This window comes from Acuticoccus mangrovi, assembly GCF_016411865.1.
Taxonomy (GTDB): domain Bacteria; phylum Pseudomonadota; class Alphaproteobacteria; order Rhizobiales; family Amorphaceae; genus Acuticoccus; species Acuticoccus mangrovi.
This window is the reverse complement of sequence record NZ_JAEKJA010000005.1, coordinates 100,227-123,774: the sequence shown is the minus strand read 5'-3', so window position 1 is coordinate 123,774 and position 23,548 is coordinate 100,227. Positions and strand designations below refer to the sequence as shown.

Here is a 23,548-nt window from a genome sequence, read left to right as displayed (position 1 = left end):
GGGAGGCCGTTGTGACGCACTTTTCCGCATTCTCGCTCCTGAAGAACGCGCTCAGCGCCAACGAGAACTGGCGCCCCCAGTGGCCGGCGGCCGAGCCGAAGGCCGAATATGACGTGGTGATCGTCGGCGCCGGCGGGCACGGCCTCGGCTGCGCCTACTATCTCGCCAAGGAGCACGGCATCACCAAGGTGGCCGTGATCGACAAGGGATGGCTCGGCGGCGGCAACACCGGGCGCAACACCACCATCATCCGCTCCAACTACCTCTACGACGAGAGCGCCCGCCTCTACGACCACGCCGTCGACCTCTGGGAGGGGCTGGCGCAGGAGCTCAACTACAACATCATGTACTCGCGCCGCGGCGTCTTGATGCTCGCCCACACGGTGCACGACGTGCAGAGCTTCCAGCGCCACATCCACGCCAACCGCCTCAACGGCGTCGACAATCGCTGGCTGACGGCCGCCGAGGCGAAGGCCTACTGCCCGCCGCTCAACATCTCCCCCACCGCGCGCTACCCGGTGATGGGCGCGGCGCTGCAGGAGCGCGCCGGCACCGCCCGCCACGACGCCGTCGCCTGGGGCTATGCCCGCGCCGCGTCCGCCCGCGGCGTCGACATCATCCAGAACTGCCCGGTGACGGCGATCCGCCGCGGCCCCGACGGCGCCGTCGTCGGCGTCGATACGGCGAAGGGCTTCATCAAGGCGAAGAAAGTCGCCGTGTCCGCCGCCGGCAACACGTCGGTGGTGATGGGGACGGCCGACGTGCGGCTGCCGCTCGAGAGCTATCCCCTTCAGGCGCTGGTGTCGGAGCCGGTGAAGCCCTGCTTCCCGTGCGTGGTGATGTCCAACACCGTCCACGCCTACATCAGCCAGTCCAACAAGGGCGAGCTCGTGATCGGCTCTGGCACGGACCAGTATACGAGCTACTCCCAGCGCGGCGGCCTCGCCCTCATCGAGCACACCGTCGCGGCCATCGTGGAGATGTTCCCGGTCTTCAGCCGCATGCGGATGCTGCGCATGTGGGGCGGCATCGTCGACGTGACGCCCGACCGCTCGGCGATCCTTGGCAAGACGCCCGTCAAGGGGCTCTACGTCAACTGCGGCTGGGGCACCGGCGGCTTCAAGGCGACGCCGGGCGCCGCCCACGTTCTCGCCCACACCGTGGCGCGCGACGAGCCGCACCCGATCAACGCCCCCTTCACCCTCGAGCGCTTCACCACCGGCCGCCTGATCGACGAGGCCGCCGCCGCCGCCGTCGCCCACTGAGGCCGCCGCCGTGACCCGACGCTCATCGAGCCGGCTTCCGATCGCTGTATGCCCGCCCGTTCCGGCGAGCCGCCCGTCCTTCGCCCGACTGCGCTCCAGGAGGCCACGATGCTTCTGATCCATTGCCCCTATTGCGACAAGACGTTGCCGGAGGCCGAGTTCACCTACGCCGGCGAAGCCCATATCGCGCGTCCCGCCGATCCCTCCGCCGTCGGCGACGAGGCGTGGCGCGACTTCCTGTTCGTCCGCACCAACGCCCGGGGCCCACACTATGAGCGCTGGCGCCACAGCCACGGCTGCGGCCGCTTCTTCAACGCCGTGCGCGACACGGTGAGCGACCGCATCCTCCTCACCTACAAGGCCGGCGAGCCGCGGCCCGATCTCGCGAGCCTCGCGGGAGAGAAGGCATGAGCGCCCCGGCGCGCGCCGAGGCCGACGCCCCCCTCGCCCGCGCCGCGGCCGGCGCCTTCCGCCTCGCCGGCCGCGGCCGGGTGGATCACGCGAGCCGCGTGCACGTCACCTTCGACGGCCGCTCCGTCACCGGCCTTTCCGGCGACACCCTCGCCTCCGCCCTCCTCGCCCACGGCATCCACCTGATGGGGCGCTCGTTCAAATATCACCGGCCGCGCGGGCTGGTGTCGGCCGGCTCGGAGGAGCCCAACGCCCTCGTCATGACGCGCCGCGGTCCGGGCCGCGCCGAGCCCAACACGCGCGCCTCCATGCAGGAGATCTACGAAGGCCTCGCCGCCGAGAGCCAGAACCGCTGGCCCTCCCTCGGCTTCGACGCGGGCGCCGTCAACGATCACCTGTCGCCGCTGATCGCCGCCGGCTTCTACTACAAGACCTTCATGTGGCCGCGCGCCTTCTGGCGGCGGATCTACGAGCCCGCGATCCGCACCGCCGCCGGCCTCGGCCGGGCGCCGACCGAGCTCGACGCCGACCACTATGGCGCCCGCTACCACCACTGCGACCTCCTGGTGGTGGGGGGCGGCCCGGCCGGGCTCGCCGCCGCCCTGACGGCCGCCCGGGCCGGCGCCAGCGTGATGATCGCCGACGAGCATGCCGAGATGGGCGGCGCCCTCCTCTCCACCCCGGCGGCCGAGATCGACGGTGTGCCGGCGTGGGACTTCCTCGCCGCGACCCTCGCCGAGCTGAAGCGCCTCGGCGCCGTCGTCCTCCCGCGCACCACGGCCATCGGCTATTTCCACCAGAACATGGTGGGCCTCGCGGAGCGGGTGACCGACCACCTCGCCACCCCGCCCGAAGGCGCGCCCCGCGAGCGGCTCTGGCGCGTGCGGGCGCGGCGCGTGGTGCTCGCCCAGGGCGCCATCGAGCGCCCGCTGGTGTTTCCCGGGAACGACCGGCCGGGGGTGATGCTCGCCGGCGCCGCCGCCACCATGCTGCATCGCTTCGGCGTGCTCGTCGGGCGCCGGGTGGCGGTGCTCGCCGCCCACGACAGCGCCTGGCACACCGCCTTCGACCTCGCCGACGCCGGCGCCGAGGTGAGCCTGATCGACGTCCGTCCCACGGTCGGCGCGGCGCTCGAGAGCGCGGCGGTCACGCGCTCGATCGCGGTGCGGCTCGCCCACACGATCACCGCCACACACGGGCGGTTGCGCCTTTGCGCCGTCGACGTCGCACCGCTTTCCGGCGGCGCCGGCGAGCGGCTGCCGGCCGACTGCCTGCTGATGTCGGGCGGCTGGACGCCCTCCCTGCACCTCTTCTCCCACACCCGCGGCAGTCTCGTGTGGGACGCGGGGCGCGAGACCTTCCTTCCGGGCACGACGCCGGAAGCCTGCACCGTCGCCGGGGCGGCGGCGGGGGCCTGGGGCCTCGGCCCGGCCCTCACGGAGGGCACCGCAGCCGGCGCCGCTGCCGCCGACGCGATCGGCCTCAGCGCCACCGCCTCGGAGCATTTCGTGGATCACGACACGCCCGGCACCGGCGTTCCGACGCCCAAGCTCCCCAAGGGCCGCGGCAAGGCGTTCGTCGACTATCAGAACGACGTCACCGACAAGGACATCCGCCTCGCCGTGCGCGAGGGAATGCGCTCCATCGAGCACGTCAAGCGCTACACCACCAACGGGATGGCGACCGACCAGGGCAAGCTCTCCAACATCAACGCCCTGTCGATCGCCGCCGACGCCCTCGCGACACCCGCACCGGCGGTGGGCCTCACCACCTTCCGCCCGCCCTTCACCCCCACCACCTTCGGCGCCCTCGCCGGCCACCACGCCGGCGCCACCTTCGAAGTCACCCGCAAGACCCCGATCGATCCGTGGGCCGAGACGGCGGGCGCCGTGTTCGAGCCGGTCTCCCTGTGGCGCCGCGCCCGCTACTTCCCGCAGGGCGGCGAGACCATGGACGAGGCCGTCGCCCGCGAGTGCCGCGCCACGCGCGAGGCGGTCGGCCTCTTCGACGCCTCGACCCTCGGCAAGATCGAGGTGGTGGGACCCGACTCCGCTCAGTTCCTCCACCTGATGTACACCAACCCCTTCATGAAGCTCGCCGTGGGGCGCTGCCGCTACGGCGTGCTCCTCGGCGAGGACGGCTTCATCCGCGACGACGGGGTGATCGCCCGCATCGACGACACGCGCTACCACGTGACGACCACCACCGGCGGCGCGCCGCGCGTGCTCGCCATGATGGAGGACTACCTCCAGACCGAGTGGCCCCACCTCAAGGTCTGGCTCACCTCCACCACCGAGGCGTGGGCGACCATCGCCCTCAACGGCCCCAAGGCGGCCGAGGTGCTCGCACCGCTCGTGGAAGGGATCGACCTCGCCGCCTTCCCGCACATGTCCGCCGCCACCTGCCGCGTCGCCGGCATCGCGGCGCGGCTGATGCGCATGAGCTTCACCGGCGAGCGCGGCTACGAGGTGAACGTCGACCCGCGCCGGGCGGCGGAGCTCTGGGACACGCTCCTCGCCGCCGGCGCGCCGCACGGCATCACCCCCTACGGCACGGAGACGATGCACGTCCTGCGCGCCGAAAAGGGCTTCATCATCGTCGGCCAGGACACCGACGGCACCGTGACGCCGGACGATGCCGGTCTCGGCTGGGCGATCGGCAAGCAGAAGACCGACTTCGTCGGCCGCCGCTCGCTGTCGCGGCCCGACATGGTCACCCCCTGGCGGCGCCAACTCGTGGGCCTCCTCACCGAGGATCCCGATCTCCTGCTCGAGGAGGGGGCGCAGATCGTCGCCGACCCGAGCCAGCCGGTGCCGATGCGCATGATCGGCCACGTCACCTCGAGCTACCGCAGCGCCACGCTCGGGCGGACCATCGCTCTGGCACTGGTGGAAGGGGGCCGCGGCCGGCAGGGCGACACGCTCCACGCCTCGCTCGCGGAAGGGACGGCCCCGGTGCGCGTGTGCAGCCCCCTCTTCTACGACCCGGACGGCACGAGGATGACCCAATGAGCACCGCCGAGATCACCGTCCCCGCGCCGCTCGCCCGCTTCAGCCTGCGCGTCGATCCGGCCGACGCCAACGTGGTGGCGGCGGCTCTCGCGGTGCCCCTTCCCCTCGTCATCGGCACCCGCACCGAGGCCGGCGGGCGCGCCCTCCTCGCCCTCGGCCCCGACGAGTGGCTCCTCACCGCTCCCGAAGCGGACGCCGAGGCGATCGGCGCGGCCGCCGCCGGCCTCGCCGTGCCGCACAGCCTCGTCGGCATCTGCGGGCGCGACATGGTGCTGCACCTCGCCGGCCCCGGCGCCGCGACGCTGCTCGCGATGGCAATGCCGCGCAACCTCGCCACCATCCCCGTCGGGGAAGGCGCTCGCACGGTGTTCGACGGCGTCAGCGTGGTGATCACGCGCGAGGCCGAGGACGCGTTCACCCTGTCGGCCTGGCGCTCCTATATGCCGCATCTCAGCGCCGTTCTCGCCGCCGGCCAGCGCGAGCTCGCCGCCGGCATCTAGGTTGGGGACTCATGGTCACAGATTTCCGCACCGGGATAAACGTGATCCAAACTCCCGCCTGGTGGGAGGCTTGCCGAGGCCCGTTGCGATCTGAGCGAGGTGGAGTGATCCATCATCGAGCCGCTGTTGCCGCCTGCGCCGCCAGGCCGGCAGCGCGTCGACGACCGGCGCGTTCTGAACGGGATCTTCTGGATCCTGCGCACGGGCTCGCCCTGGCGCGATCTGCCTCCGCGCTACGGCCCGTCGACGGCGGTCCACAATCGCGACAACAGATGGGCGAAGCGCGGGGGTGGCTGACGATTTTCGAGGCCCTCGCGGTTCGGGAACCGGCCGCGTTGCAGCTGATCGATAGCTCTATCGTGAAGGCTCACCAGCCCGCCTCAGGCGGAAAAAAGGGGGCCCGGATCACGCCATCGGCCCTTCTCGTGGAGGATTGACGACGAAGCGCCACGCAGTCGTCAACGAGAATGGGCCGTGTGCGAAGTTCGCAGACATCGTTTCACCGCTTGAGCGTGCCGAAGTCGGCGCATTTGGAGACGGCGATGTGGGGCGAGCACCGCCTCGGTCGGCGGCCCCGCCTCGATCAGGCGGGCCGCCGCAGCGATCTGGACGATGCCGTCCCGCCACGCTTGCAGGCGTCCTTCGGCCGGCAGGTGACGATCACCTGGAACTTCACCGGCAACACGTCGAGCCGTTCCGAAACGTCCTTGCCGATCCTGACGTGATCATGCGAGCCGCAGGCGCAAGGCGCGTCGTCAGGCTCGACCACCACCTCACCGCCCAGGTGATCCCGGCGCCCGCACCTTTCGCCGAATGTCCCGGTGCCGGAGGCATCGCCATCCGCACCGGAACGGCGACGGGATCATACGCCGCCCCCGCGCCGGCTTGGCTTCTTGGAGAGGCAGTGCAGGAGGAGGCGTTTGGCGTGGTGGATGCGGGTCTTCACCGTGCCGATGGAGCAGTTCTCGATCTGCGCAATCTCACCGTAGGGAAGATCGCGGAAGTAGGCGAGCTGGATTGCCGCGCGGTGGACGGTCTTCAATGATCCGATGCACTCTCGTAGCCGGTCTCCGTCCTGCAGGGCCGCCATGGCGGCCTCGGGGTCCGGCGCGGCGTCGGCGATCTCCTCGTCAGGCGCAGGCCCCGTGGGGGCACTCCTGCGCACACGGTCGATCGCCTTGTTGCGCGCGATCGAGAACACCCAGGTGCGCACCGCCGAACGACGCTCGAAGGCGTGCGCCTGGCGCCAGACCTCCAGCATGGTCTCCTGCAGGACGTCGGCCGCCTCATGCGGATCGTTCAGCCGCGTCTGGATGAAGCGGTGAAGGTCGGGGCCGACCGCTTCGTAGAATGCGCGCATCGCCGTCCTGTCACGCACCGCGATGCGCGCCAGAAGTGCGTCGAGATCGGCAGCTCCACCCCTTTGTCCCATGGCGGTGCGCCCGGTGACGGACGGGGCAGGCCGGTCGTCTTCCGAGGATCGTGCCGGAGTGCGTCGCTCTTCAGTCATTGCAGCATCGGATTCTGGCTCTCCGGCGGCAGGCTATTGTGCCTCGACGAAGTCGATCACGGTGGGGTTGCCGACGAGGCGGTCCAGCGCGGCCTTGCGTGCTTCCTCGTCCTCGAAGGCGAGCGTGTAGAGGCCAACCGCCGTCGGACCGTCCACGATGGTTGCGCCGCTCTCGCGCAGGAGCGTACGGATCGCGGCTTCACTCGCCTCCGGCACGAAGGCGACGCGCAAGGCTGGGCCGTGCGGGGCAGGTCCGGTCTCGCCGGTCGCGGTGACGTAGCCCGGCGCCACGCCGCGCCCCGCAAGATACGGCGCCACGGCAAGCTGCCAGCCCGCGACGGCGAGGAGGAGACAAGCAGCCGCCTGCCACACACTCACGCTGCGCTGCCACACGTTCACGCCGCTGCGCTGCGGTGTCTCGCGCGCCAAGGCCTGTTGCAGCCGCGCCCAGCCGAGCTCGCCCGGGAAGGCGCTGTGCGCACCGTCGGTCTCCCCGAGCGCAGCGACCAGCCGGTACTCGGCTTCAAGGCGGGGGTCGGACTCGATCGCGCGAGTGAGGCGCTCGGCCTCGTCCTGCGTGAGGCGTCCGCGGTGGAGGTCTTGGAGCGGGTCCCTGCCGTTCGTCTCGGCGTCGTTCGTCTGCGCCATGATCGGTCCTCTTCCGCGGGTCCGGAATGGGTCGCATGCGTGACCCGGCGGTTCAATTCTTTTCACGGCGCGGCCGTCCCGTCCGTCGATTGCGCATGGGTCCTGCCACGCTGCGCGGTGTCGCCGCGTGTCGCACGGCAGGGTCTCCGGAGGGGTGGCGTGATGGGGAAGGGCGGCTTGGACGACGCCCGCGGCGTCAGCGACATCGCGCGGCGGCGCGCCGATCCCCGGCTTGCCGCGCGCTGCCGGGTTGTTTGTCTGCGCCATGCTCGGTCCTTTCCACGGGTCCTGCATGGGTCGTGTGCGAGCCCCGGGTGGTTCAATTCTCCCCTTTGCGTCAGGCTCCTTAGCGTCAAGAAGCAGATGCCTGACGCGTTGCGCACCGGTGCTGTCCGTCGCAAGATGGCTGCCTCGACGGCAGGAGAGCTGTGATGATGCGACAAGGAACGCTGACGCTCTTCGCGATTTCCGCAACATGCGTCGGCGCGGCGGTGCCCGCGGCGGGTGCGGACCTGCCTCCCTCGCTCGCCAAGGTGTACCTCGCGCCCGATCGGTACGATCTCAGGCCCGTTCCGCGCGAATGGATCGTGGCGGACGCCGGCACCGTGGTCGATGCCAGCGAGCTCGTCGTCCTCATCCCGGATGCGGCCTCCGCAGATGCGCTGGTCGCGGCCGCACGCCCCCTTGGCTACGAGGTTTCGCGACGGGACGCGCTGGAAGCACTCGGCCAGACCATGCTGGTCCTGCGCATTCCGGAGGGGCGAACGGGACCGGATGCGATCGCCGAAATCGAAGCGCTGGACGATACGGCGACCGCGGGCGTCAACCACGGCTATTCGGTGCCCAAGCCGCCGGCGCGGGCGCTGGAGCGGTTCAGATACGCCGGCGAAATGATCGGCTGGCCGGCTTCCGGCTGCAGAGCCTATGCGACCATCGGCCTCGTCGATACGGCGATCGACCCTGCCGCGGTGGGCGGGATCGCTGCGCAGATCGAGACCGCCGATTTTCGCCGCGACCCGGACGCACAGACGGGAACGGACCACGGCACAGCGCTCGCCTTGCTGCTGGCCGGTGAGGGCCGGCTGATCGACCCCGTCATCCTGAACGCCGTGGTGGCGGGCGACGCGCCGACCATGGCGGGGGCGGCCGGGGTTGATGATCTTTTGCGCGCGTTCGAGTGGCTGGCCGCCAGCGGGGCGCGCGTCGTCAACGTCAGCCTCGCGGGGCCCTACAACAAGATCCTCGACCTCGGGGTGCAGAGCGCGGTGGCGCGCGGGCTCGTCATCGTTGCAGCTGCGGGCAACGACGGCCCCGCCGCCAACCCCCGCTTTCCCGCCGCCTTCGACGAGGTCATCGCGGTGACGGCGGTCGACGCGGATGCCGATATCTACGACCTTGCCGTGACCGGGCCCCACATCGATTTCGCAGCGCCCGGTGTCGACGTGGTGGTGCCGCGCGGGGATCGGCCGAGCTTTGCGAGCGGCACGTCTGTCGCGGCCCCGTTCGTGACGGCGCTGCTCGCGGCCGACCAGAGGATCAACAGTTCGCTCGATGCCGAAGAGATCGTGGCGGACTATGGCCGTGCCGCGAGGGACCTTGGTAAGGCGGGGCGCGACGAGGTGTACGGCTTCGGCATCCCGCTCGCCGGCGCCGTCTGCCACTGAGGGGCGCGGCGCCGGGCGAGCGATCCCGCAGCGTGAAGGCGCGGCGCCGCCCGGACCGGGGCATGCGCCGCACCTCGGCCGCGGGGCCCATCGTCAGACCAGGAACAGCCCGTCGTCCTGGTGGAAGTTGATGAACGCGACGTCGTCGTAGGGGTGGTTCGTCCCGCTGTCGTGGGACTTCTCTTCCTGGACGAAGATCTCGCGGTCCTCCAGGTCCTGGCGGACGTTGGCGGTGTCCGAGCCGCCCATGCCGTTGATCTGGGCAAAGTCGATCGGGGCATCGAGCTCCTCCCGGTCCTCGTCGAGGCGCAGCCCACCGGTCACGAAGTCGCCGAAATCGCCGTCCTGGAAGGCGATGTAGCCGATCGTCTCGACCTTGTGGCCGTCGGTGTTGGCCTCCTGCTCGGCCATTGCGATCTCGAAACCCTCCGCCGTCACGTTGGTCATGCGCGTGGTGACGAAGTCGTTGCCGTTCTGGCTGTTGACTGACGCGAAGACCCGCGTGTCTGCACCGGACAGATCGCCGTCGAATTCGACGCTTGCGAACTCGCCCTTCTGGCGGGTGTGGTAATGGGCGTCGGTGTCGATGGTGCCGGCCTCGATGACCGAGCCGTTGGAAAGCACGTGCCGCCCGGCCTCGAGCACCATGTAGCTCACCGTCTCCACGTCATGCTCGCCGTCGTAGTCGTCGGGCTCCTGAAGCGCGATGTCGAACGAGTCGGCGGTCACGTTGGAAACGCGCGCCTCGACCATGGACTTGTCGTTCATGGTCTTCACGAACGCGACCACGACCGGGTTCTCGTACGTCTTGAGGAGGTTGACGGTGCTCAAGGTGGTGCTCAGCTCCAACGTGCCACGCTCGCCGACGGTGTTGCCGGCATGGGCGAAGCTCGCGTCGTCGAGGTCCGCCGCATCCACCCCCTTCAGCGTGATGGTGTTGGTCCGCTCGGCCTCCCCGCTCTCCTCGCCCTCGGCGACGGCCGTCGTCGCGTTACCGACCGTGAGCACCGTGTCGGCGCCGACCTGCTCGATCCCGAGGTCGTCGATCGAGGAGATGCCGTCGACCTGGAGAAGGTCGATGAGGTCGGTACCGGCCTCGAAGTCGATGATGACGTCGTTGCCGAAGTCGAAGCTCGTATCCTCGGCAATGGCGAAGATGTCCGCGCCGGCCCCGCCGGTCATCACGTCGTCGCCCGCACCGCCGTCGAGGACGTCGTCGCCAGCGCCGCCATTCAGCGTGTCCGCGCCGGCGCCGCCGTCGATGTAGTCCTCGCCCTCGCCACCGAAGAGGGCGTCGTCGCCGGCCGAGCCGAATAGGCCGTCGTCGCCGGCGCCACCCTCGGCAACATCGTCGCCGACGCTGCCCCGGAAGACATCGCTTTCGGCGGTGCCGTCGAAGTCGAGCTCGAAGGTCAGAACGGTGTTCACCACCTCGCCGCCCGTCTTGACGAAGGAGATCGAGACGCGGCCGTCCTCCAGCGTCGTCGCCGAAGTGTGGGCACTTTGCGCGTCGGCGACGACGAAATCGGCGCCGATCTTCCGGCCGTCGGCGCCGATCCGGATGCCGCGGATCTGGTCGGTCCCCTCGTCCTTGTTGTAGATGAGCACGAAGGAGCCGTCGCCGAGCGCGGCGAGTGCCGGCTCGCTGTGCGCGTTCGTGTCGCCGACGTTGATTGCCGGCAGGAATCCGGCCTTCGTCTCATGGCCGTTCTCGTCGAAGATGTGCAGCCGGATGTCGTTGTCCTTGCTGTCCTCTTCGTTGTAGGCGACCGCGAAGCCGCCCCCGACGAGGCCGACCACGGCCGACTGGAAGTTCCTGTCGCTGCTGTCGCCGATCTTCTCCCGCTCGATCTTGTCGCCGTCGGCGTCGCGCAGCGTGACGGTGACGGTGCCCGTGCTGCCAACCTCGTAGTCGCCACGCGTGACCTCGACATAATTGCCGTTGTCGAGCACGGCTCGCGCGCCTTCGTCGTAGAAGTTGGTGCCCTTCTTCGGATCCGCCTGGTTGTAGACCTCGCCGCTGACGGTGATCACGAACGCCTTCTCGCTCATCTCGTCGCGGTCGGTGAGGATCGAAAACTCGTTGTTGCCGAGCGCTACGGCGTCCCACTTGAGGAGATCGACGTCCTCGGTGACGAACACCTTCTCCTCGCCGATCTTCTGGCCCATCGCGTCCAGCATCTGCCCGTTGATGGTTTTTGCGCCGTCGTGACCCTCTGCGCCATAAAGGACGAGGCTGTTGCCGTTCGTGAGCGCCAGCGTCTTGGTGAGCTCAGCCTCGAGGATATCGATGGTGTTGACCGCGGCGAGCGCCACGTCGCCGCGGTCCTCCAGGGCGATGGTGCTCGCCGAGCCGCCGCCATCGCCCGGCCCGGCCGGATCGGAGTGCTCGTCGACGTGCTCTTTCTCTTCGTCAGATAACTCAGCCCCGGATTCATCGACGTCAGGCTGGTCGGGCAGGACGACCTCGGCAATGTCCTCGGCCGCATCGGCGACGTCGTGCGCGAAGTCCACGAACCGGCCGGCGAGATCGTCGAAGACATCGCGCAGCGCCTCGGTCTTCTCCGACACGAAGTCGCCCAGAAGGGTGCCGTCCGCAACGCGGGTGTCGGCAGAGCCCGCGGTGATGAAGGGCGCGAGCGTCGCCGCATCGAAGCTGATCGCCTCCTCTTCGGCGCCGTCGAAAAGCCCGGCGTCGAACGCGGCCGCAAGGTCGATCTCGATCGTTGTCTGGCCGACGATGCGCAGGACTTCCGCACGGCCGTCCGCGTCCGTCGCCGAAAGGTCCATGCCCTCGAACGTGATGACGCTGACCTGCCGGCCGGTCTCGATGACCGGCGCGGGGCCGGTGCCCGCAAGCTCCGCTTCCGGGAGGGACGTGTTCACTGTCACGATGAGGTTCGCGCCGTCGCGTTGGAATTCCAGATCCTCGACGGAAAGCTCGTCGTCACCGCGCAGCTCGACCACGTCACGCCCACCGGACGAGGCGGAGTCCTGCGACTGGCCGCCCTCCAGGCCGTCGAGGAGGTCGAGCGCGTTCTTCACGATCTCGGGGCTCACGCCGTCATGCACGTCGATGTCGGTGATCGTCGTCTCGGAGACGGCGTCGAGGTGGACAATGAAGGTATCGTCGCCCGCGCCGCCGATCGCGGTGGTGAGATCGCTCGCGATGCCGAACACGTCGTCGTCGTCGCCGCCCAGGAAGGTGTTGCCGGCCGGGAGGTCGAAGGTGGTCAGGAACTCGGTCGCAAGACCCGCGATGTCGTCGATGCCGGGGATAAGGGAGGTGACCGTGTCGGTGATCCCGCCCATCGCGTCACCGATCGCGCCGAGCCGGCCGGCCGGCTCGTTGACCTCGCCCACGAGCTCGGCGACCACGGCGTCGAAGAAGTCCGCCACGAGACCGTAGAAGCCGAACTCGATGCGCATGAAGGACGCGAAGTCGAGCATCACGTCGACACCGCTGCCGCCGTCGTAGAGCGATGACGGGACCACGCCGCTCACCATGAAGTCGTCGCCGTCCCCGCCGATGCCGAAGCCGCCTTCGCCGAGGTTGAGGAAGAGGTCGTCGCCGGCGCCGCCGCTGCGCACGGCAAAGTCGGCGACCATCGAGATGATGGTGTCCTCGCCGTCGCCGCCGAACTGGATGGTCGACCCGTCGATGAAGAGGGCCTTCGCCGCCGTTCCGAGTTTGCCGTAGTCCGTCAGCTCGTCGTAGCGGAAGTCGGACGAGAGCATGGCCATGACGTCGTTGCCGCTGTCGCCGAACTGGACGCCGATCGGTGCACCGTCCTTCATGCGCTGAAGGTAGGCGACCATCAGGTCATCGCCTTCGCCGCCGGACTGCATGGTTCCGCCGAGGCCCTTGTTGGCCTGCAGCGTCAGCATGAAATCCTCACCCTCCATGCCAAGCTGGAGGTTGGCCTTGCCGCCCGACACGGCGATGTCGTCGCCCGCGCCGAGGAGCTGGAGGTTGCCTTTGCCGACGCCGACGGCAATGTCGGTGCCCGACCCGCCGACCTGGAGGTTGAACTGTCCGCCGGCGACCAGAATGTTCTGGTCGGTGTCCGGCGAAATCGTGCCGACGTGCTCGTTGTAAAGGTCCATCACCTCGTCGCCGGGGAGCTGGACCTCGAGCCCTGCGATCGCCACGTCGTTCGGAAGATCGGCGACGAGCGTGCCGCCGAACTGGATGTTGCCGTTGCCCGCGCCGATCAGGATATCGTGCCCGTTCGAGCCGACCTGCACGTTGAGGCTGCCGAGGCCGACGAGGACGTCGTCGCCGGAGCCGCCATGCTGGAGGTTGAGGCTCCCGAGCGCGACGAGGATGTCCGCGCCAGAGCCGCCGAGCTGCACATTATAGGAGCCGAGGCCGAAGGCGATGTCGTCGCCGGAGCCGCCGATCTGCACATTGAGGTTGCCGAGCGCGACCATGATGTCGTCGCCATCGTCGCCGTACTGGAGGTTCACAGCAGTCGCGAGGCCGAACAACATGTCGTCGCCCGAGCCGCCGAACTGGACGTTGCCACCGCCGATGCCAACGATAGTGTCGTCGCCGGCGCCGCCGAACTGCTGATTGGCGCCGCCGAGGGCGAACATCCTGTCGTCGCCGTCGCCGCCTTCCTGCCAGTTCTCGATGCTTACGGCGACCATCAGGTCCTCGCCCGCGCCGCCCTTCATCTTCGAGGCGACGCCCGCGGCGATCATGATGTCGTCGCCCGCGCCTCCGTCCATGACGTTGACGCCGCCGACGGCGACGAGGACGTCGTCGTCCGATCCGCCATCGACCGTGTTGACGCCGCCGACGCCGATGATCGTGTCCGCACCCGCGCCGCCGGCGAGGAGGTTGACCCCGCCGATGCCGATGATGCGGTCGCTGCCCTTCCCGCCGTCGACCCTGTTGGCCGCGCCGATCGCCTCGATCTGGTCGTCGCCATCGCCGCCGTTCATGCGGTTATAGGCGCCGACGCCGATGAGATGATCGTTCCCCGCGCCACCATCCATGGCGTTGTAAGCGCCGACGCCGACGAGCTGGTCCGCGCCGTCGCCGGCCTTCATCCTGTTGTAGGCGCCGAGGCCCCGCAGCACGTCGTCGCCGATGCCGCCGTCCATGTCGTTGTAGGCGCCGATGCCGTCGAGGCTGTCATTGCCCTCCTCACCGCGCATCCTGTTGTGGAGGCCGAGGCCGAGAATCCGGTCGTTGCCCTCGCCCCCGTCGAGGAGGTTGGAGGCGCCGACCGCGCGCAGATAGTCGTCACCGTCACCGCCGTAGAGGACGTTTCTCGCGCCGAAGGCCTTCAGCGTGTCATCCCCCTCCTTTCCGTACAGCTTGTTGTAGGCGAGGTTTCGCCCGTTCATCGTGTTGTCGCCGCTGTCACCGTGCTGGATCGGATTGAACTGGTTCTCGAAGAAGTCCCCGACTTTCTTGAAGAATTTGACTGCGCGTCCCATGAAATCTCTCCGTCGTGTCCCGAGGTCCGAGCTCGCGGCGAGCAGCGGATACACGTGGGTCGGACCGGCGGCCAAAAGGTTCAATTTTTTTGATGCTGCGTGAGGAATGAGGTCACGCTAAAATAGAATCCAACGATTCTAGGCTGTAAGTGCAATCTGATCATCCGGGGGATTCCCTCGGTGCGGGTCGCGTGATTCAAGACTGATCTTTGCGGAGGTTGGCCATGACTCGCGATGACCTTACGAATGAGCAGTGGACTCGGATCGAGCCGTTGATCCGGGGCGGTCGCCGCGACGAACGTGGCCCGCGCAGCGACGACCGCACCTTCCTGAACGCCGTCATCTGGATGGCGTGATCCGGCGCACGGTGGCGAGACCTGCCCGAGCGCTACGGCAAGGTCTCGACGATCAAAAGCCGCTATTGCCGTTGGGTTCAGGGCGGCGTCCTGAAGCGTATCCTAGAGGCGCTGGCCGCGATGGCGGCCCTCGAGTGGATCTCGGTCGATCCAGCACTATCAAGGCTCATCCCCAAGCCGCTGGCGCCCGGTACGAAAAGGGGGGCCTGAGGTCGGCGGGCTGGGCCGTTCGCGCGGCGGCCTGAGCTCAAAGCTGCACGTTGCCGTCGATGCGCTCGGCCTGCCGGTGCGCGTCATCATTTCGCCCAGCCATCGCGGCGACGTGCTGTTCGCGGGCGAGCTCGTCGCCGGGCTTCGGCTGGAGCACGTCATCGCCGACCGCGCCTACGACGCCAACCACTTCCGCTTGGCGCTGGCCTAGCAAGGGGCCATGGCGGTGATCCCGCGGCGCGCCGATCGCACCAAGCGCCACCCCTGCGACGCCTGGCTCGACCGCGAACGCAATCTCTTCGAGCGGCTCGTCAACCGTCTCAAGCAGTTCCGCCACGTCGCCACCGGCTGCGGTGAAGGCTAAATTGCACATACAGCCAAGAGCACGTTCAATGAACTTGCGTTTACTGCCCGCGCTCGAGGGTCAAAACCAAATAGCGAGTTGTTTCCATTCCATGTCGGAACTTCGCCTCCGGCGCGGAAGAGCTCCGATGACAGTGCCGTGTTGGCTGACCAATGAACAGTTTGCGCGGATCGAGCCGCACCTTCCGACAGATGTCAGAGGCAAGTCGAGGGTCGACGATCAGCGGGTCATCTCGGGGATCGCCCACGTCCTCAGGTCGGGGGGACGATGGTGCGATCTGCCCGAATGTTATGGGCCCAAGACGACCATATACAATCGCTTCAAGCGATGGGCCGAGCGCGACATCTGGACGGCGGTTTTCGAGGCGTTTGCAGCCGAGGAGCAGGAGCCCGAGACGCTGATGCTCGATGCCCCCACGACAAGGCGCACCGCTGTGCGACGGGCGCAAAAGGCTCCACTTTTCCTGAACGCGTTCTAGAAGCGGTGCGAAGCCATCTAGGAACCGAGCATCAGCGCGTTGTCATTGCTCGGAGCTACGGGTTCGCGGGAAAGCCTTCACCCTGGGCGCAGGCGGATGGCGACCGCATCCCTCACATATGGAAGAGGCCGATCTTCTTGACGGTGCCATCGTCATTCCAGCGCACGGAGTGGCCCTTGGAGCCGCGGAAGTGGTTGCGGAGGTCGCGAGAGATCGCGCGCATATCGCCGTAGGGGGCGATCACGTCGATGAACCAGAGCTGGTCACCGCTCTGCCATGCGTGCGGTGCGACGCCGCCATCGCGCAACATCGCGGCAGCGGTCTCATCGTTCAGCCACGCCCACGTGGCAACGCCCACGATTCTATCCCCGCGGTGCCAGCGGCGAAGTTGGTCAAGCGCCAGAGGCCGCAGAAACACCTCGCCCATGTGCCGCAGCTCCATGCGCGACAGCACCGGCGAATGCATCGCAATTTCCACCAGTTCGCCGAGCACGCGATAGTGTTGCGCCGCCCCCGCTTCGGTCTGCGCGGCGGTGTCTCCCCCGATCCTGCGATCCGTCGCTTCTTCCATCGTCAGAGCCTTGCGCCGTCGGGAGCTTCATGGTTGGCCCATAGCCTCGACGCTTCTTCTGGTGGGCCAGCATTGCGAGCGCATCAAGTGCTTTTCCAGCCGACGGATAGGTATTTGGGCGAAGCTGCCCGGCCCGGACTAGCCCCAGCTCGCGAACGAGCACCCATTCGTCCGTCAAAGAGAGGCCGCTCCACGGACATTGCACAGAAACGGCGCATGTTGCTCGCTGGGTCGATGCACTACAGGTGCAGGCCCGAGGGAAAGAGGTCGACCTGACCCATCACGGGGGGCTCCTTGCGGGTAATCGTCGACCAAGCGGCTGGGACGTAACGATAGGGCGTCGCTGGCGAGACCCCATGCGCTTGGCGACCTCGTCCATGTTGAAGTCGTCGTCCGCCAGCATAGTCCCTACGACTCTAAGATCAGCGTTCGTCAGTTTCCTGGGTCGCCCGCCGGTCCGCCCGCGCGCCTTCGCAGCGTCGAGTCCGGCACGCGTCCGCTCAAGGATGATCGAGCGGTCGAACTCGGCCAGGCCCCGAGGATGTGGAACGCGAGCTTGCCGCCCGGTGCCGTGGTGTCGATCGCCTCGGTGAGAGAGAGAAAGCCGATCCCTGCGCCTCCAGCCCCTCAACAGTCTCGATGAGCTGCTGCTTCATCGACCGGGCCAGACGGTGGAGGTTCCAGACAACGAGGGTGTTCCCATCGCGCAGGTAGTCGATGGCTGCCGCGAACTGCGGCCGATCGCGCTGTGCGCCGGACGCTTTCTCCCGAAACACCTTTTCACAGCCGACAGCGGTCAGCGCATCGAGCGGAAGCGCGAGGCTGCTGATCCTGGGTAGAGACGCGAGCGTCGCCAACCAGCATGCAAATCTCCAAATGCGTGATCCGCCGACATCGCTCCGATCGTACCGGGCCACGGCAAGCCTGCCCACCAAACGGGAGTATGAATCACGTTTATCCCGGTATGGGAATCCGTGACCATGGGTTCACGATCTAGCCGCCGCCACAATTGCGCCATAGGGGGGTTACGTTTTGGTCATTCCGCCCTCTGGGCCCTTCCGGCATGGTGATGAGGCCGGTTACATCGCTCCGCTCGTCGCCCGCTCGCGATGCCGGTGAACGCCGGCAAGGAAGGACAAGAATGAGAAAAGTCGTCGCCACACTCCTCGCCCTCGTCATGGGAACGTCGCCCGGCTTCGCGGTGCCGGCGACCACGACCGCCAACGTCAACATGCGGTCGGGGCCCGGAACCTCCAACAGTGTGCTCGTCACCATACCGGACGGCTCCGACGTCGACCTCGGCAACTGCAACGAGGCCGGCACCTGGTGCTCGGTGACCTACAACAATCAGAACGGCTTCGTGAGCGGCCAGTATCTGAAAGAGAGCGACGATCCCAACGGCTGGCCCCGCGCCTTCGACACCGACGGCGGCGGCAAGATCGTGCTCTATCAGCCGCAGATCACCGCCTGGGACGACTTCAAGACCATCGAGGCCCTCACCGCCGTGGAATACGCCACGGGCGACCTCAAGAACCCCGTCTTCGGGGTGATCGGCTTCCGCGGCGACACCCAGGCCGATTCGGAAAATAACCAGGTGGTGATCAGCAACATCACCGTCACGGAGGTGAACTTCTCCTCCCTCGGACGCGACGACCTCTCCAAGCTGCAGGTGGCGGTGGGCAAGCTGCTGCCGACGGGACCGATCACGATCTCCGAAGAGCGCATCACCGCGAGCCTCGCCGAGCAAAAGCGGATGACCGACGTCAAGGGTCTCAACACCGCCCCGCCGCCGATCTTCCACTCCACCACCCCGGCGCTCCTCGTCCAGACCAACGGTCCGGTCACGATGGGTCCGGTGGAAAATGTCGACGACCTCCAGTTCGTGATCAACACCAACTGGGACATCTTCCAGACCACCGGCGACAAGACCTACTATCTGCGCGACGACAGCTCGTGGCTGTCCGCGAGCGCCCTCGACGGGGACTGGAGCGCCGTCGACACCTTGCCCGACGTCTTCTCCAAGCTGCCCGACAGCGACAACTGGAAGGATGCCAAGGCCGCCGTGCCGGCGAAGCCCTTCGAGAACGGCGCACCCAAGGTGTTCTACTCCGACAAGCCCGCCGAGCTGATCGTCTTCCAGGGTGACCCGAAGAAGGAGGCCGTGCCCGACACCGCTCTGGAGTGGATCTCCAACACCGAGAGCGACGTGTTCTTCGATACGGCCAACAACACCTGGTACGCGCTCCTGTCGGGCCGCTGGTTCTCGGCCGCCTCCCTCGACGGCCCCTGGACGTTCGCGACGCCGAACCTGCCCGCCGACTTCCGCCACATCCCGAGCGACGTGCCCTACTACAGCGTGCGCTACTCGGTGCCCGGCACGTCGGAGAGCGAGGAGGCGCGGCTCAAGGCGTCGATCCCGCACACGGCGCGCGTCGAGGTCGGATCGGTGAAGCCGGACGTCACCTACGGCGGCGACCCGAAGTTCGAGCCCATCGAGGGCACCTCGATGTCCTACGCCACGAACACCAATGTCGACGTGATCGAGGTCGACGGGCACTACTACGTCCTCCAGAACGGCGTCTGGTTCGTGGGCGACACGCCGACCGGCCCGTTCGAGGTCGCGACCTCCGTGCCCGACGCGATCTACACGATCCCGCCCTCCTCGCCGGTCTACAACACCACCTATGTGCGGGTTTACGACACCGAGCCCGGCGCCGTCTGGTTCGGCTACACGATGGGCTATCTCGGCGGCCTGCTCGCCTGGAACACCTTCGTCTACGGCACCGGCTGGTACTATCCGCCCTATTGGGGCGCTCCCTACGGCCCCTATCGCTGGCCGGGCTACTACCCTCGCCCGATCACCTACGGGCTCGGCGCCTACTATAACCCCGTGCGCGGCGTCTACGGGCGCTACGGCTACGCCTACGGCCCCTATCGCGGTCTCGCCGGCGGGGCGGCCTACAACCCCCGCACCGGCACCTACATCCGCGGCGGCGCGGCCTGGGGACCGGGCGGCGAGCGCGGCTTCGTCGCCGCCTACAACCCGCGCACCGGCACCGGCGCCGTCGCCCGCGGCGGGCACAACGTCTACGGCTCGTGGGGCACGGCGGGCGTGCGGCGCGGCTCGGACTGGGCGCGCATCAGCGGCGGCAGCAACGACGCCGGCGGCCGCGGCGTGCACTGGAGCCGGGGCAGCGGCGACCAGGGCTTCGTCGGCGAAGGCCGGCGCGGCAACGTCTATGCCGGGCGCGACGGCAACGTCTACCGCAACACCGGCGACGGCTGGCAGAAGTTCGGCCGCGATGGATGGAACAACGTCGACCGCCCCGATCCGGGCGACCTGCGCGGTCCGGGCGATGGACCCATCGGCGGCGGCGACCGCAATCGCCCGGCGGCCGACCGCGGACCCGGTCCGGTCGTCGGCGGCAGCGGCGGTGCCGGCAACCTCGCACCCAACCGCGGCCCCGGCCCGGCCCGTCCCGACGGCGGCCGTCCGGCCGACCGGGGCACCGGCCCGGCGCGTCCGGGCGGCGATCGCGTCGCCAACCGCGCCCCCCAGCACCTCGACCAGGACCGGCGCGCGCGTGAGCTCGGCAATCAGCGCATCATGCGCGACCGTGGCGGCTTCGGAGGTGGCGGCTTCGAAGGCGGTGGCCGCGCATTCGGTGGCGGCGGCCGCGAGTTCGGCGGCGGTGGCGGCTTCCGCGGCGGCGGCGGTTTCCACGGTGGTGGCGGCGGCTTCCGTCGCCGGTAGCTGAGCACGCACCGACCGGTTCGATCAGGGCCGGCCGGTGCACCCTCCCAGCACCGCGGATACGAAAAAAGCGCCGGTGGCCCCGCCACCGGCGCTTTCGTTTCGGTCCGTTCCCGTCGGGAGGGTTCCGATCTCTCCCGACGGGATCGCCGGATTACTGCGCGGCAACCTCGAGCCGCATCTCCGAGACGCCCGCCGCAATGTTCGCGCCGGTCTGCCCCTCGAGCGACAGGGGCTGGAGGGTGATCGACTTGTCGAACCCGCCGAGCAGCACGTTGGCGCCGGCACCGACCCCGGCGGTCGCCTGGGCGGAGACGCCGTAGTAGCGACCCTCGAGCGCGCCGGCCTTCGGCTCGGAGGTGGGCGCGAACACGCCCCATACGAGGTCGCCGCCGGTGGTCTCGCCGACATCGATCCCGAGCTTGGTGATCGTGCCGTCGTAGGTTTCCGTCAGCCCCTTGATCCCCTCGTACTTGCACTCGAGCGCCTTGCGCGAGCCAAGGATGAGGCCGATCCCACCGTCGACGTGGCATTTCAGCCGGCCAACCTGCACTCCCATGTCCGCCTTGGCGGCGGGCGCGGCCGCGAGCGTTCCGACGGCGATGGAAGCGGCCATCAATGTGCGAAGCATCGGTATCGTCCTCTGTTCTGGCATCGCCTTAGGATGCCGTTGTGATCGTTGCAGCTATCGCCACAACGTACCGCGCGAAAGATAAGTTCGCCCACGGCGACGGAAAGACCCACGTCGCGCGCTCACTCACTCTGCGACAATGCGGTTCACCAGCGTGCCCGCCTTGCCAATTCGCACCTCGACGACGTCGCCGCACTTCATCCACAGCGGCGGATCGCGGCGCTCGCCGACGCCACCCGGCGTACCGGTGGCGATGACGTCGCCCGGCTGCAGCGTGGTGAAGGAGGTGATGTAGGAGATCACCCGCGGGATCGAGAAGATCAGGTCGGACAGCGAGGCCTGCTGCACCACCTCGCCGTTGAGCACGGTGGAGATCGGCAGGGCCGACACGTCGCCGATCTCGTCGGGCGTCACCAGCGCCGGGCCGAAGGCCCCGGTGCGCGGGAAGTTCTTGCCCGGCACGAACTGCGACGTATGGCGCTGGAAGTCGCGCACCGAGCCGTCGTTGAACGGAGCGTAGCCGGCGACGTGGTCCATCGCGTCGGCCTCGGCGATGTTGCGGCCGCCACGCCCGATGATCACCGCCAGCTCGCCCTCGAAGTCGAGGCAGTCGGACGCCGCCGGCTTCACCATCACGTCGCCGTGGGCGACCAGCGTGTCGGCGAAGCGGGTGAAGAGGGTCGGATGAGCGACCTTCGCCCGCTTCGTCTCCTCCCGGTGCATCTCGTAGTTCACGCCGACGCACAGGATCTTCGCGGGGTCGGGAATGACCGGCAGAAGCGTCAGCTCGGCAAGGGCATGCTCGGCCTTGCGGCCGGCCACGTAGTCCGCGGCGGCCCCGAGGAGATCGGCGGCGATCGCCGCCTTCAGCGTGTCGACACCCGGGGCGAGACGGCCGGTGAGGTTGACCACCCCACCGTCGACGAGCGCACCAAAGCCGCACTCCCCGCGGCGGACGAAGCTGATGAATTGCATGGATGACCTTCCGTTCGTGATGGCGCCGAGCGGCGCCGGCCGGGCGCCCTGCGGCGGCGCACGGGTCCCGCCGCCGTCATAGCGAAACTCAGGGCGGCGCGACATCCCCGTTGCCGCGCATCAGACGTACCAGCCCGGCATATAGGGGCGGCAGCGGGCGAAGTCGGCGGTGTCGCGCCGGTTCCACCACATCACGAAGCGGCCCGGCCCGCTCGGCCCGGGCGCGCTCGAGGCATTCGCCGCCGCTGCGCAGCGCCACGGCGTCAGGACGTCCCGCCCGTCGGCCGCGTGGTGGTCGCCGAGATGATGACGCCACAGCGCACCGCGGAAGCGGCCGACGTGCTCCGCCCCCTCCCAGGAAATGCCGGTCTCGGTGTCCATCCGCAGCGATCGGCCGTTGAGATTGGCGCTCGCCACCATCGCCAGCCGATCGTCGACGATCGTCACCTTGGAGTGGACGTAGACGATGCCGCGGCTGCCCATAGCGGCGCGCGAGTGGTCGGCCTCGTCGCTCTCGGGGAGCTTGGCGCCGGCGAGGGTGAAGATGCCGACGCGGGGGGAGAACTCGTCCTGCAGCCCGCCGAGGCGGCGAAGCTGGAGCCATTCGCCGTGGCGCGCACCGTCGCCCCGGTCGTGCTCGAAGGCGACGACGTCGGGCGCCGCCGGCACCACGACGATGAGCTGCAGCTCCGGCACCCGGCGCATGCGGTGCTCGATCGCCGCGGCGATGCCCACGTCGCGCAGAAACTGGTTCTCCAGATAGAGGAACCAGCGCGCCTCGCCGATCAGCGACAGCATGCGCTCGTAGATGGTGCGCGAGACGGTGCGCGGCCCGCGCGCCACCGGCCAGCGCGAGCGCGTCGACTGGGTCACGTGAAAGGCGACGTTGCGCGGCAGCGCACCCTCGTAGGGCTCCGGCGCGGCGAAGCGGGGCGTCGGCGGATCACCCGCCGGAGGCAGCGTCGGCACCGCGATGGCGTCTTCCCCGCGCGTCCTGCCGGCGCGGGCGCGGCGGCCGGCCTCCTCCTGCCAGAGCCAGCGCATGAAGCGGTCAGCCTCGGCCACCACCGGACCCTTCACGTAGAGGCTCACGTCGTGCCAGGTGCGCTCGGCGGGACGGTCGTGCAGCGGATCGTCGTAGCGCCGCTCGTCGACGTCGAGGCCGCCGATCACCCCCTCGCGCGCATCGGCGACGATCATCTTCATGTGGTGCGTCGCCGGCCATAGCCGCGCCGGCGGCCAATAGCGCACGCGCTCGCCGGCGTGTTTGCGCAACTTGGGCCGCACCAGCGGCCAGAAGGCGACGCGCAGCGCCACCCCGAGCTCGCCCGGATGGCGCGCGGGGGCGACGGCGAGGCGCCCGTCGGTGTCGGCGACGATCGGGGCGAGCTCCTCCACCGTGCGCACCGTGCCGGCGTGAAGGGCACCGGCGAATTTCGGGTCGAAGTCGGCCACGAACACGCGCACGGCGACGCCGCGGCGGGCGACGTAGCCGAGGAGATCGGCCCATGTCTCGAGGCCGAGGCCGCGGGCGACCTCGCTGCGCAGCCGCGTCGAGGGCTGGAAGATGCGGAAGCACAGGAGCAGCGACCGCTCCGCCGACAGCGCCACCCTCTCCATGCGCGGATAGGCGGCGGAGGCGAGGATCAGCGGAATGATCGTGTGATCGGTGGCCTCGGGATCGGAGCCGGGAGTGGCAGGTGTCATCGCCGTCGTGGTTCGGGTTCGCGGCGTCACCGCGACGCCCCG

The 23,548-nt window shown here is 68.8% G+C and carries 19 protein-coding genes and 2 pseudogenes; 12 read left to right on the top strand and 9 right to left on the bottom strand.

Features of this window, described 5'->3' with window-relative positions; all coding sequences use genetic code 11:
* The first annotated feature begins 11 nt into the window (after window positions 1–11).
* From JCR33_RS07250 to JCR33_RS07230, 5 genes are all read left to right on the top strand, one after another.
* Window positions 12–1,265 carry a sarcosine oxidase subunit beta family protein gene (locus tag JCR33_RS07250; protein WP_198881371.1) on the top strand — a complete coding sequence of 418 codons (1,254 nt, stop codon included), beginning with the start codon at window positions 12–14 and terminating at the stop codon, window positions 1,263–1,265.
* 108 nt (window positions 1,266–1,373) lie between these two features.
* Window positions 1,374–1,676 carry a sarcosine oxidase subunit delta gene (locus JCR33_RS07245; RefSeq protein WP_198881370.1) on the top strand — a complete coding sequence of 101 codons (303 nt, stop codon included), beginning with the start codon at window positions 1,374–1,376 and terminating at the stop codon, window positions 1,674–1,676.
* Window positions 1,673–4,687, top strand: coding sequence for a sarcosine oxidase subunit alpha family protein (locus tag JCR33_RS07240; RefSeq protein WP_198881369.1), 3,015 nt, complete (start codon window positions 1,673–1,675; stop codon window positions 4,685–4,687). The genes JCR33_RS07245 and JCR33_RS07240 overlap by 4 nt, the downstream gene beginning before the upstream one ends.
* Window positions 4,684–5,187, top strand: coding sequence for a sarcosine oxidase subunit gamma family protein (locus tag JCR33_RS07235; RefSeq protein WP_198881368.1), 504 nt, complete (start codon window positions 4,684–4,686; stop codon window positions 5,185–5,187). The genes JCR33_RS07240 and JCR33_RS07235 overlap by 4 nt, the downstream gene beginning before the upstream one ends.
* Window positions 5,188–5,298: 111 nt before the next feature.
* Entirely contained in the window at window positions 5,299–5,484 is a 186-nt protein-coding gene (locus JCR33_RS07230) for a transposase (RefSeq protein WP_332461142.1), read from the top strand.
* 286 nt (window positions 5,485–5,770) lie between these two features.
* Here JCR33_RS07230 and JCR33_RS07225 read toward each other — a convergent pair whose 3' ends face one another.
* From JCR33_RS07225 to JCR33_RS07215, 3 genes are all read right to left on the bottom strand, one after another.
* Entirely contained in the window at window positions 5,771–5,956 is a 186-nt protein-coding gene (locus JCR33_RS07225; protein WP_198881366.1) for an IS66 family transposase zinc-finger binding domain-containing protein, read from the bottom strand.
* 93 nt (window positions 5,957–6,049) lie between these two features.
* Complete coding sequence (locus JCR33_RS07220) at window positions 6,050–6,619, bottom strand: RNA polymerase sigma factor (RefSeq protein ID WP_198881365.1); 570 nt, start codon at window positions 6,617–6,619, stop codon at window positions 6,050–6,052.
* A 111-nt stretch (window positions 6,620–6,730) separates the two neighbouring features.
* Entirely contained in the window at window positions 6,731–7,345 is a 615-nt protein-coding gene (locus JCR33_RS07215; RefSeq protein ID WP_198881364.1) for a hypothetical protein, read from the bottom strand.
* A 431-nt stretch (window positions 7,346–7,776) separates the two neighbouring features.
* Between JCR33_RS07215 and JCR33_RS25260 the strand changes: the two genes are divergently transcribed.
* Complete coding sequence (locus JCR33_RS25260; protein ID WP_198881363.1) at window positions 7,777–9,009, top strand: S8 family serine peptidase; 1,233 nt, start codon at window positions 7,777–7,779, stop codon at window positions 9,007–9,009.
* Between the two features lie 93 nt (window positions 9,010–9,102).
* Here the strand turns inward: JCR33_RS25260 and JCR33_RS07205 are convergent, their stop codons facing one another.
* Window positions 9,103–14,460 carry a calcium-binding protein gene (locus JCR33_RS07205; RefSeq protein ID WP_198881362.1) on the bottom strand — a complete coding sequence of 1,786 codons (5,358 nt, stop codon included), beginning with the start codon at window positions 14,458–14,460 and terminating at the stop codon, window positions 9,103–9,105.
* A 224-nt stretch (window positions 14,461–14,684) separates the two neighbouring features.
* Between JCR33_RS07205 and JCR33_RS25255 the strand changes: the two genes are divergently transcribed.
* From JCR33_RS25255 to JCR33_RS07180, 5 genes and pseudogenes are all read left to right on the top strand, one after another.
* Window positions 14,685–14,816 carry a transposase gene (locus JCR33_RS25255; RefSeq protein ID WP_198881361.1) on the top strand — a complete coding sequence of 44 codons (132 nt, stop codon included), beginning with the start codon at window positions 14,685–14,687 and terminating at the stop codon, window positions 14,814–14,816.
* Between the two features lie 12 nt (window positions 14,817–14,828).
* Window positions 14,829–15,026: pseudogene (locus JCR33_RS25625) on the top strand (IS5/IS1182 family transposase); the annotation flags it as partial.
* Entirely contained in the window at window positions 14,965–15,237 is a 273-nt protein-coding gene (locus JCR33_RS07190) for a transposase (protein ID WP_198881522.1), read from the top strand. The pseudogene JCR33_RS25625 and the gene JCR33_RS07190, both read left to right, overlap by 62 nt.
* A 9-nt stretch (window positions 15,238–15,246) precedes the next feature.
* Window positions 15,247–15,390: a hypothetical protein gene (locus JCR33_RS07185; RefSeq protein WP_198881360.1), complete on the top strand. Its 144-nt coding sequence runs from the start codon at window positions 15,247–15,249 to the stop codon at window positions 15,388–15,390.
* Window positions 15,391–15,517: 127 nt separating this feature from the next.
* Window positions 15,518–15,740 (top strand): annotated as a pseudogene (locus JCR33_RS07180) (transposase); the annotation flags it as partial.
* A gap of 240 nt (window positions 15,741–15,980) precedes the next feature.
* On the opposite strand, the gene JCR33_RS07175 reads toward JCR33_RS07180, so the two are convergent.
* Window positions 15,981–16,439 carry a toxin-activating lysine-acyltransferase gene (locus tag JCR33_RS07175; RefSeq protein WP_198881358.1) on the bottom strand — a complete coding sequence of 153 codons (459 nt, stop codon included), beginning with the start codon at window positions 16,437–16,439 and terminating at the stop codon, window positions 15,981–15,983.
* Between the two features lie 500 nt (window positions 16,440–16,939).
* Window positions 16,940–17,215 carry a recombinase family protein gene (locus JCR33_RS25620; protein ID WP_408628752.1) on the bottom strand — a complete coding sequence of 92 codons (276 nt, stop codon included), beginning with the start codon at window positions 17,213–17,215 and terminating at the stop codon, window positions 16,940–16,942.
* Between the two features lie 365 nt (window positions 17,216–17,580).
* Between JCR33_RS25620 and JCR33_RS07165 the strand changes: the two genes are divergently transcribed.
* The gene (locus JCR33_RS07165; RefSeq protein WP_211110132.1) at window positions 17,581–20,193 is read left to right on the top strand and encodes an SH3 domain-containing protein; all 2,613 of its coding nucleotides are present in this window, start codon (window positions 17,581–17,583) and stop codon (window positions 20,191–20,193) included.
* 154 nt (window positions 20,194–20,347) lie between these two features.
* Here the strand turns inward: JCR33_RS07165 and JCR33_RS07160 are convergent, their stop codons facing one another.
* The 3 genes from JCR33_RS07160 to JCR33_RS07150 all read right to left on the bottom strand — a co-directional run bounded on the left by JCR33_RS07160 (window position 20,348) and on the right by JCR33_RS07150 (window position 23,506).
* Complete coding sequence (locus tag JCR33_RS07160) at window positions 20,348–20,824, bottom strand: DUF992 domain-containing protein (RefSeq protein WP_198881357.1); 477 nt, start codon at window positions 20,822–20,824, stop codon at window positions 20,348–20,350.
* A gap of 126 nt (window positions 20,825–20,950) precedes the next feature.
* Window positions 20,951–21,799 (bottom strand): fumarylacetoacetate hydrolase family protein, encoded by an 849-nt coding sequence (locus JCR33_RS07155; RefSeq protein ID WP_198881356.1) that lies wholly within the window; start codon window positions 21,797–21,799, stop codon window positions 20,951–20,953.
* Between the two features lie 120 nt (window positions 21,800–21,919).
* Complete coding sequence (locus JCR33_RS07150) at window positions 21,920–23,506, bottom strand: phospholipase D-like domain-containing protein (RefSeq protein WP_198881355.1); 1,587 nt, start codon at window positions 23,504–23,506, stop codon at window positions 21,920–21,922.
* Window positions 23,507–23,548 lie beyond the last annotated feature (42 nt).

Coding starts and splice junctions, on each gene's coding strand:
- JCR33_RS07205 (WP_198881362.1), bottom strand. CDS start 14,460: ATGGGACGCGCAGTCAAATTCTTCAAGAAAGTCGGGGACTTCTTCGAG.
- JCR33_RS07175 (WP_198881358.1), bottom strand. CDS start 16,439: ATGGAAGAAGCGACGGATCGCAGGATCGGGGGAGACACCGCCGCGCAG.
- JCR33_RS07240 (WP_198881369.1), top strand. CDS start 1,673: ATGAGCGCCCCGGCGCGCGCCGAGGCCGACGCCCCCCTCGCCCGCGCC.
- JCR33_RS07245 (WP_198881370.1), top strand. CDS start 1,374: ATGCTTCTGATCCATTGCCCCTATTGCGACAAGACGTTGCCGGAGGCC.
- JCR33_RS25260 (WP_198881363.1), top strand. CDS start 7,777: ATGATGCGACAAGGAACGCTGACGCTCTTCGCGATTTCCGCAACATGC.
- JCR33_RS07165 (WP_211110132.1), top strand. CDS start 17,581: ATGAGAAAAGTCGTCGCCACACTCCTCGCCCTCGTCATGGGAACGTCG.
- JCR33_RS07220 (WP_198881365.1), bottom strand. CDS start 6,619: ATGGGACAAAGGGGTGGAGCTGCCGATCTCGACGCACTTCTGGCGCGC.
- JCR33_RS07150 (WP_198881355.1), bottom strand. CDS start 23,506: ATGACACCTGCCACTCCCGGCTCCGATCCCGAGGCCACCGATCACACG.
- JCR33_RS07185 (WP_198881360.1), top strand. CDS start 15,247: ATGGCGGTGATCCCGCGGCGCGCCGATCGCACCAAGCGCCACCCCTGC.
- JCR33_RS07235 (WP_198881368.1), top strand. CDS start 4,684: ATGAGCACCGCCGAGATCACCGTCCCCGCGCCGCTCGCCCGCTTCAGC.
- JCR33_RS07155 (WP_198881356.1), bottom strand. CDS start 21,799: ATGCAATTCATCAGCTTCGTCCGCCGCGGGGAGTGCGGCTTTGGTGCG.
- JCR33_RS25255 (WP_198881361.1), top strand. CDS start 14,685: ATGACTCGCGATGACCTTACGAATGAGCAGTGGACTCGGATCGAGCCG.
- JCR33_RS07215 (WP_198881364.1), bottom strand. CDS start 7,345: ATGGCGCAGACGAACGACGCCGAGACGAACGGCAGGGACCCGCTCCAA.
- JCR33_RS07160 (WP_198881357.1), bottom strand. CDS start 20,824: ATGCTTCGCACATTGATGGCCGCTTCCATCGCCGTCGGAACGCTCGCG.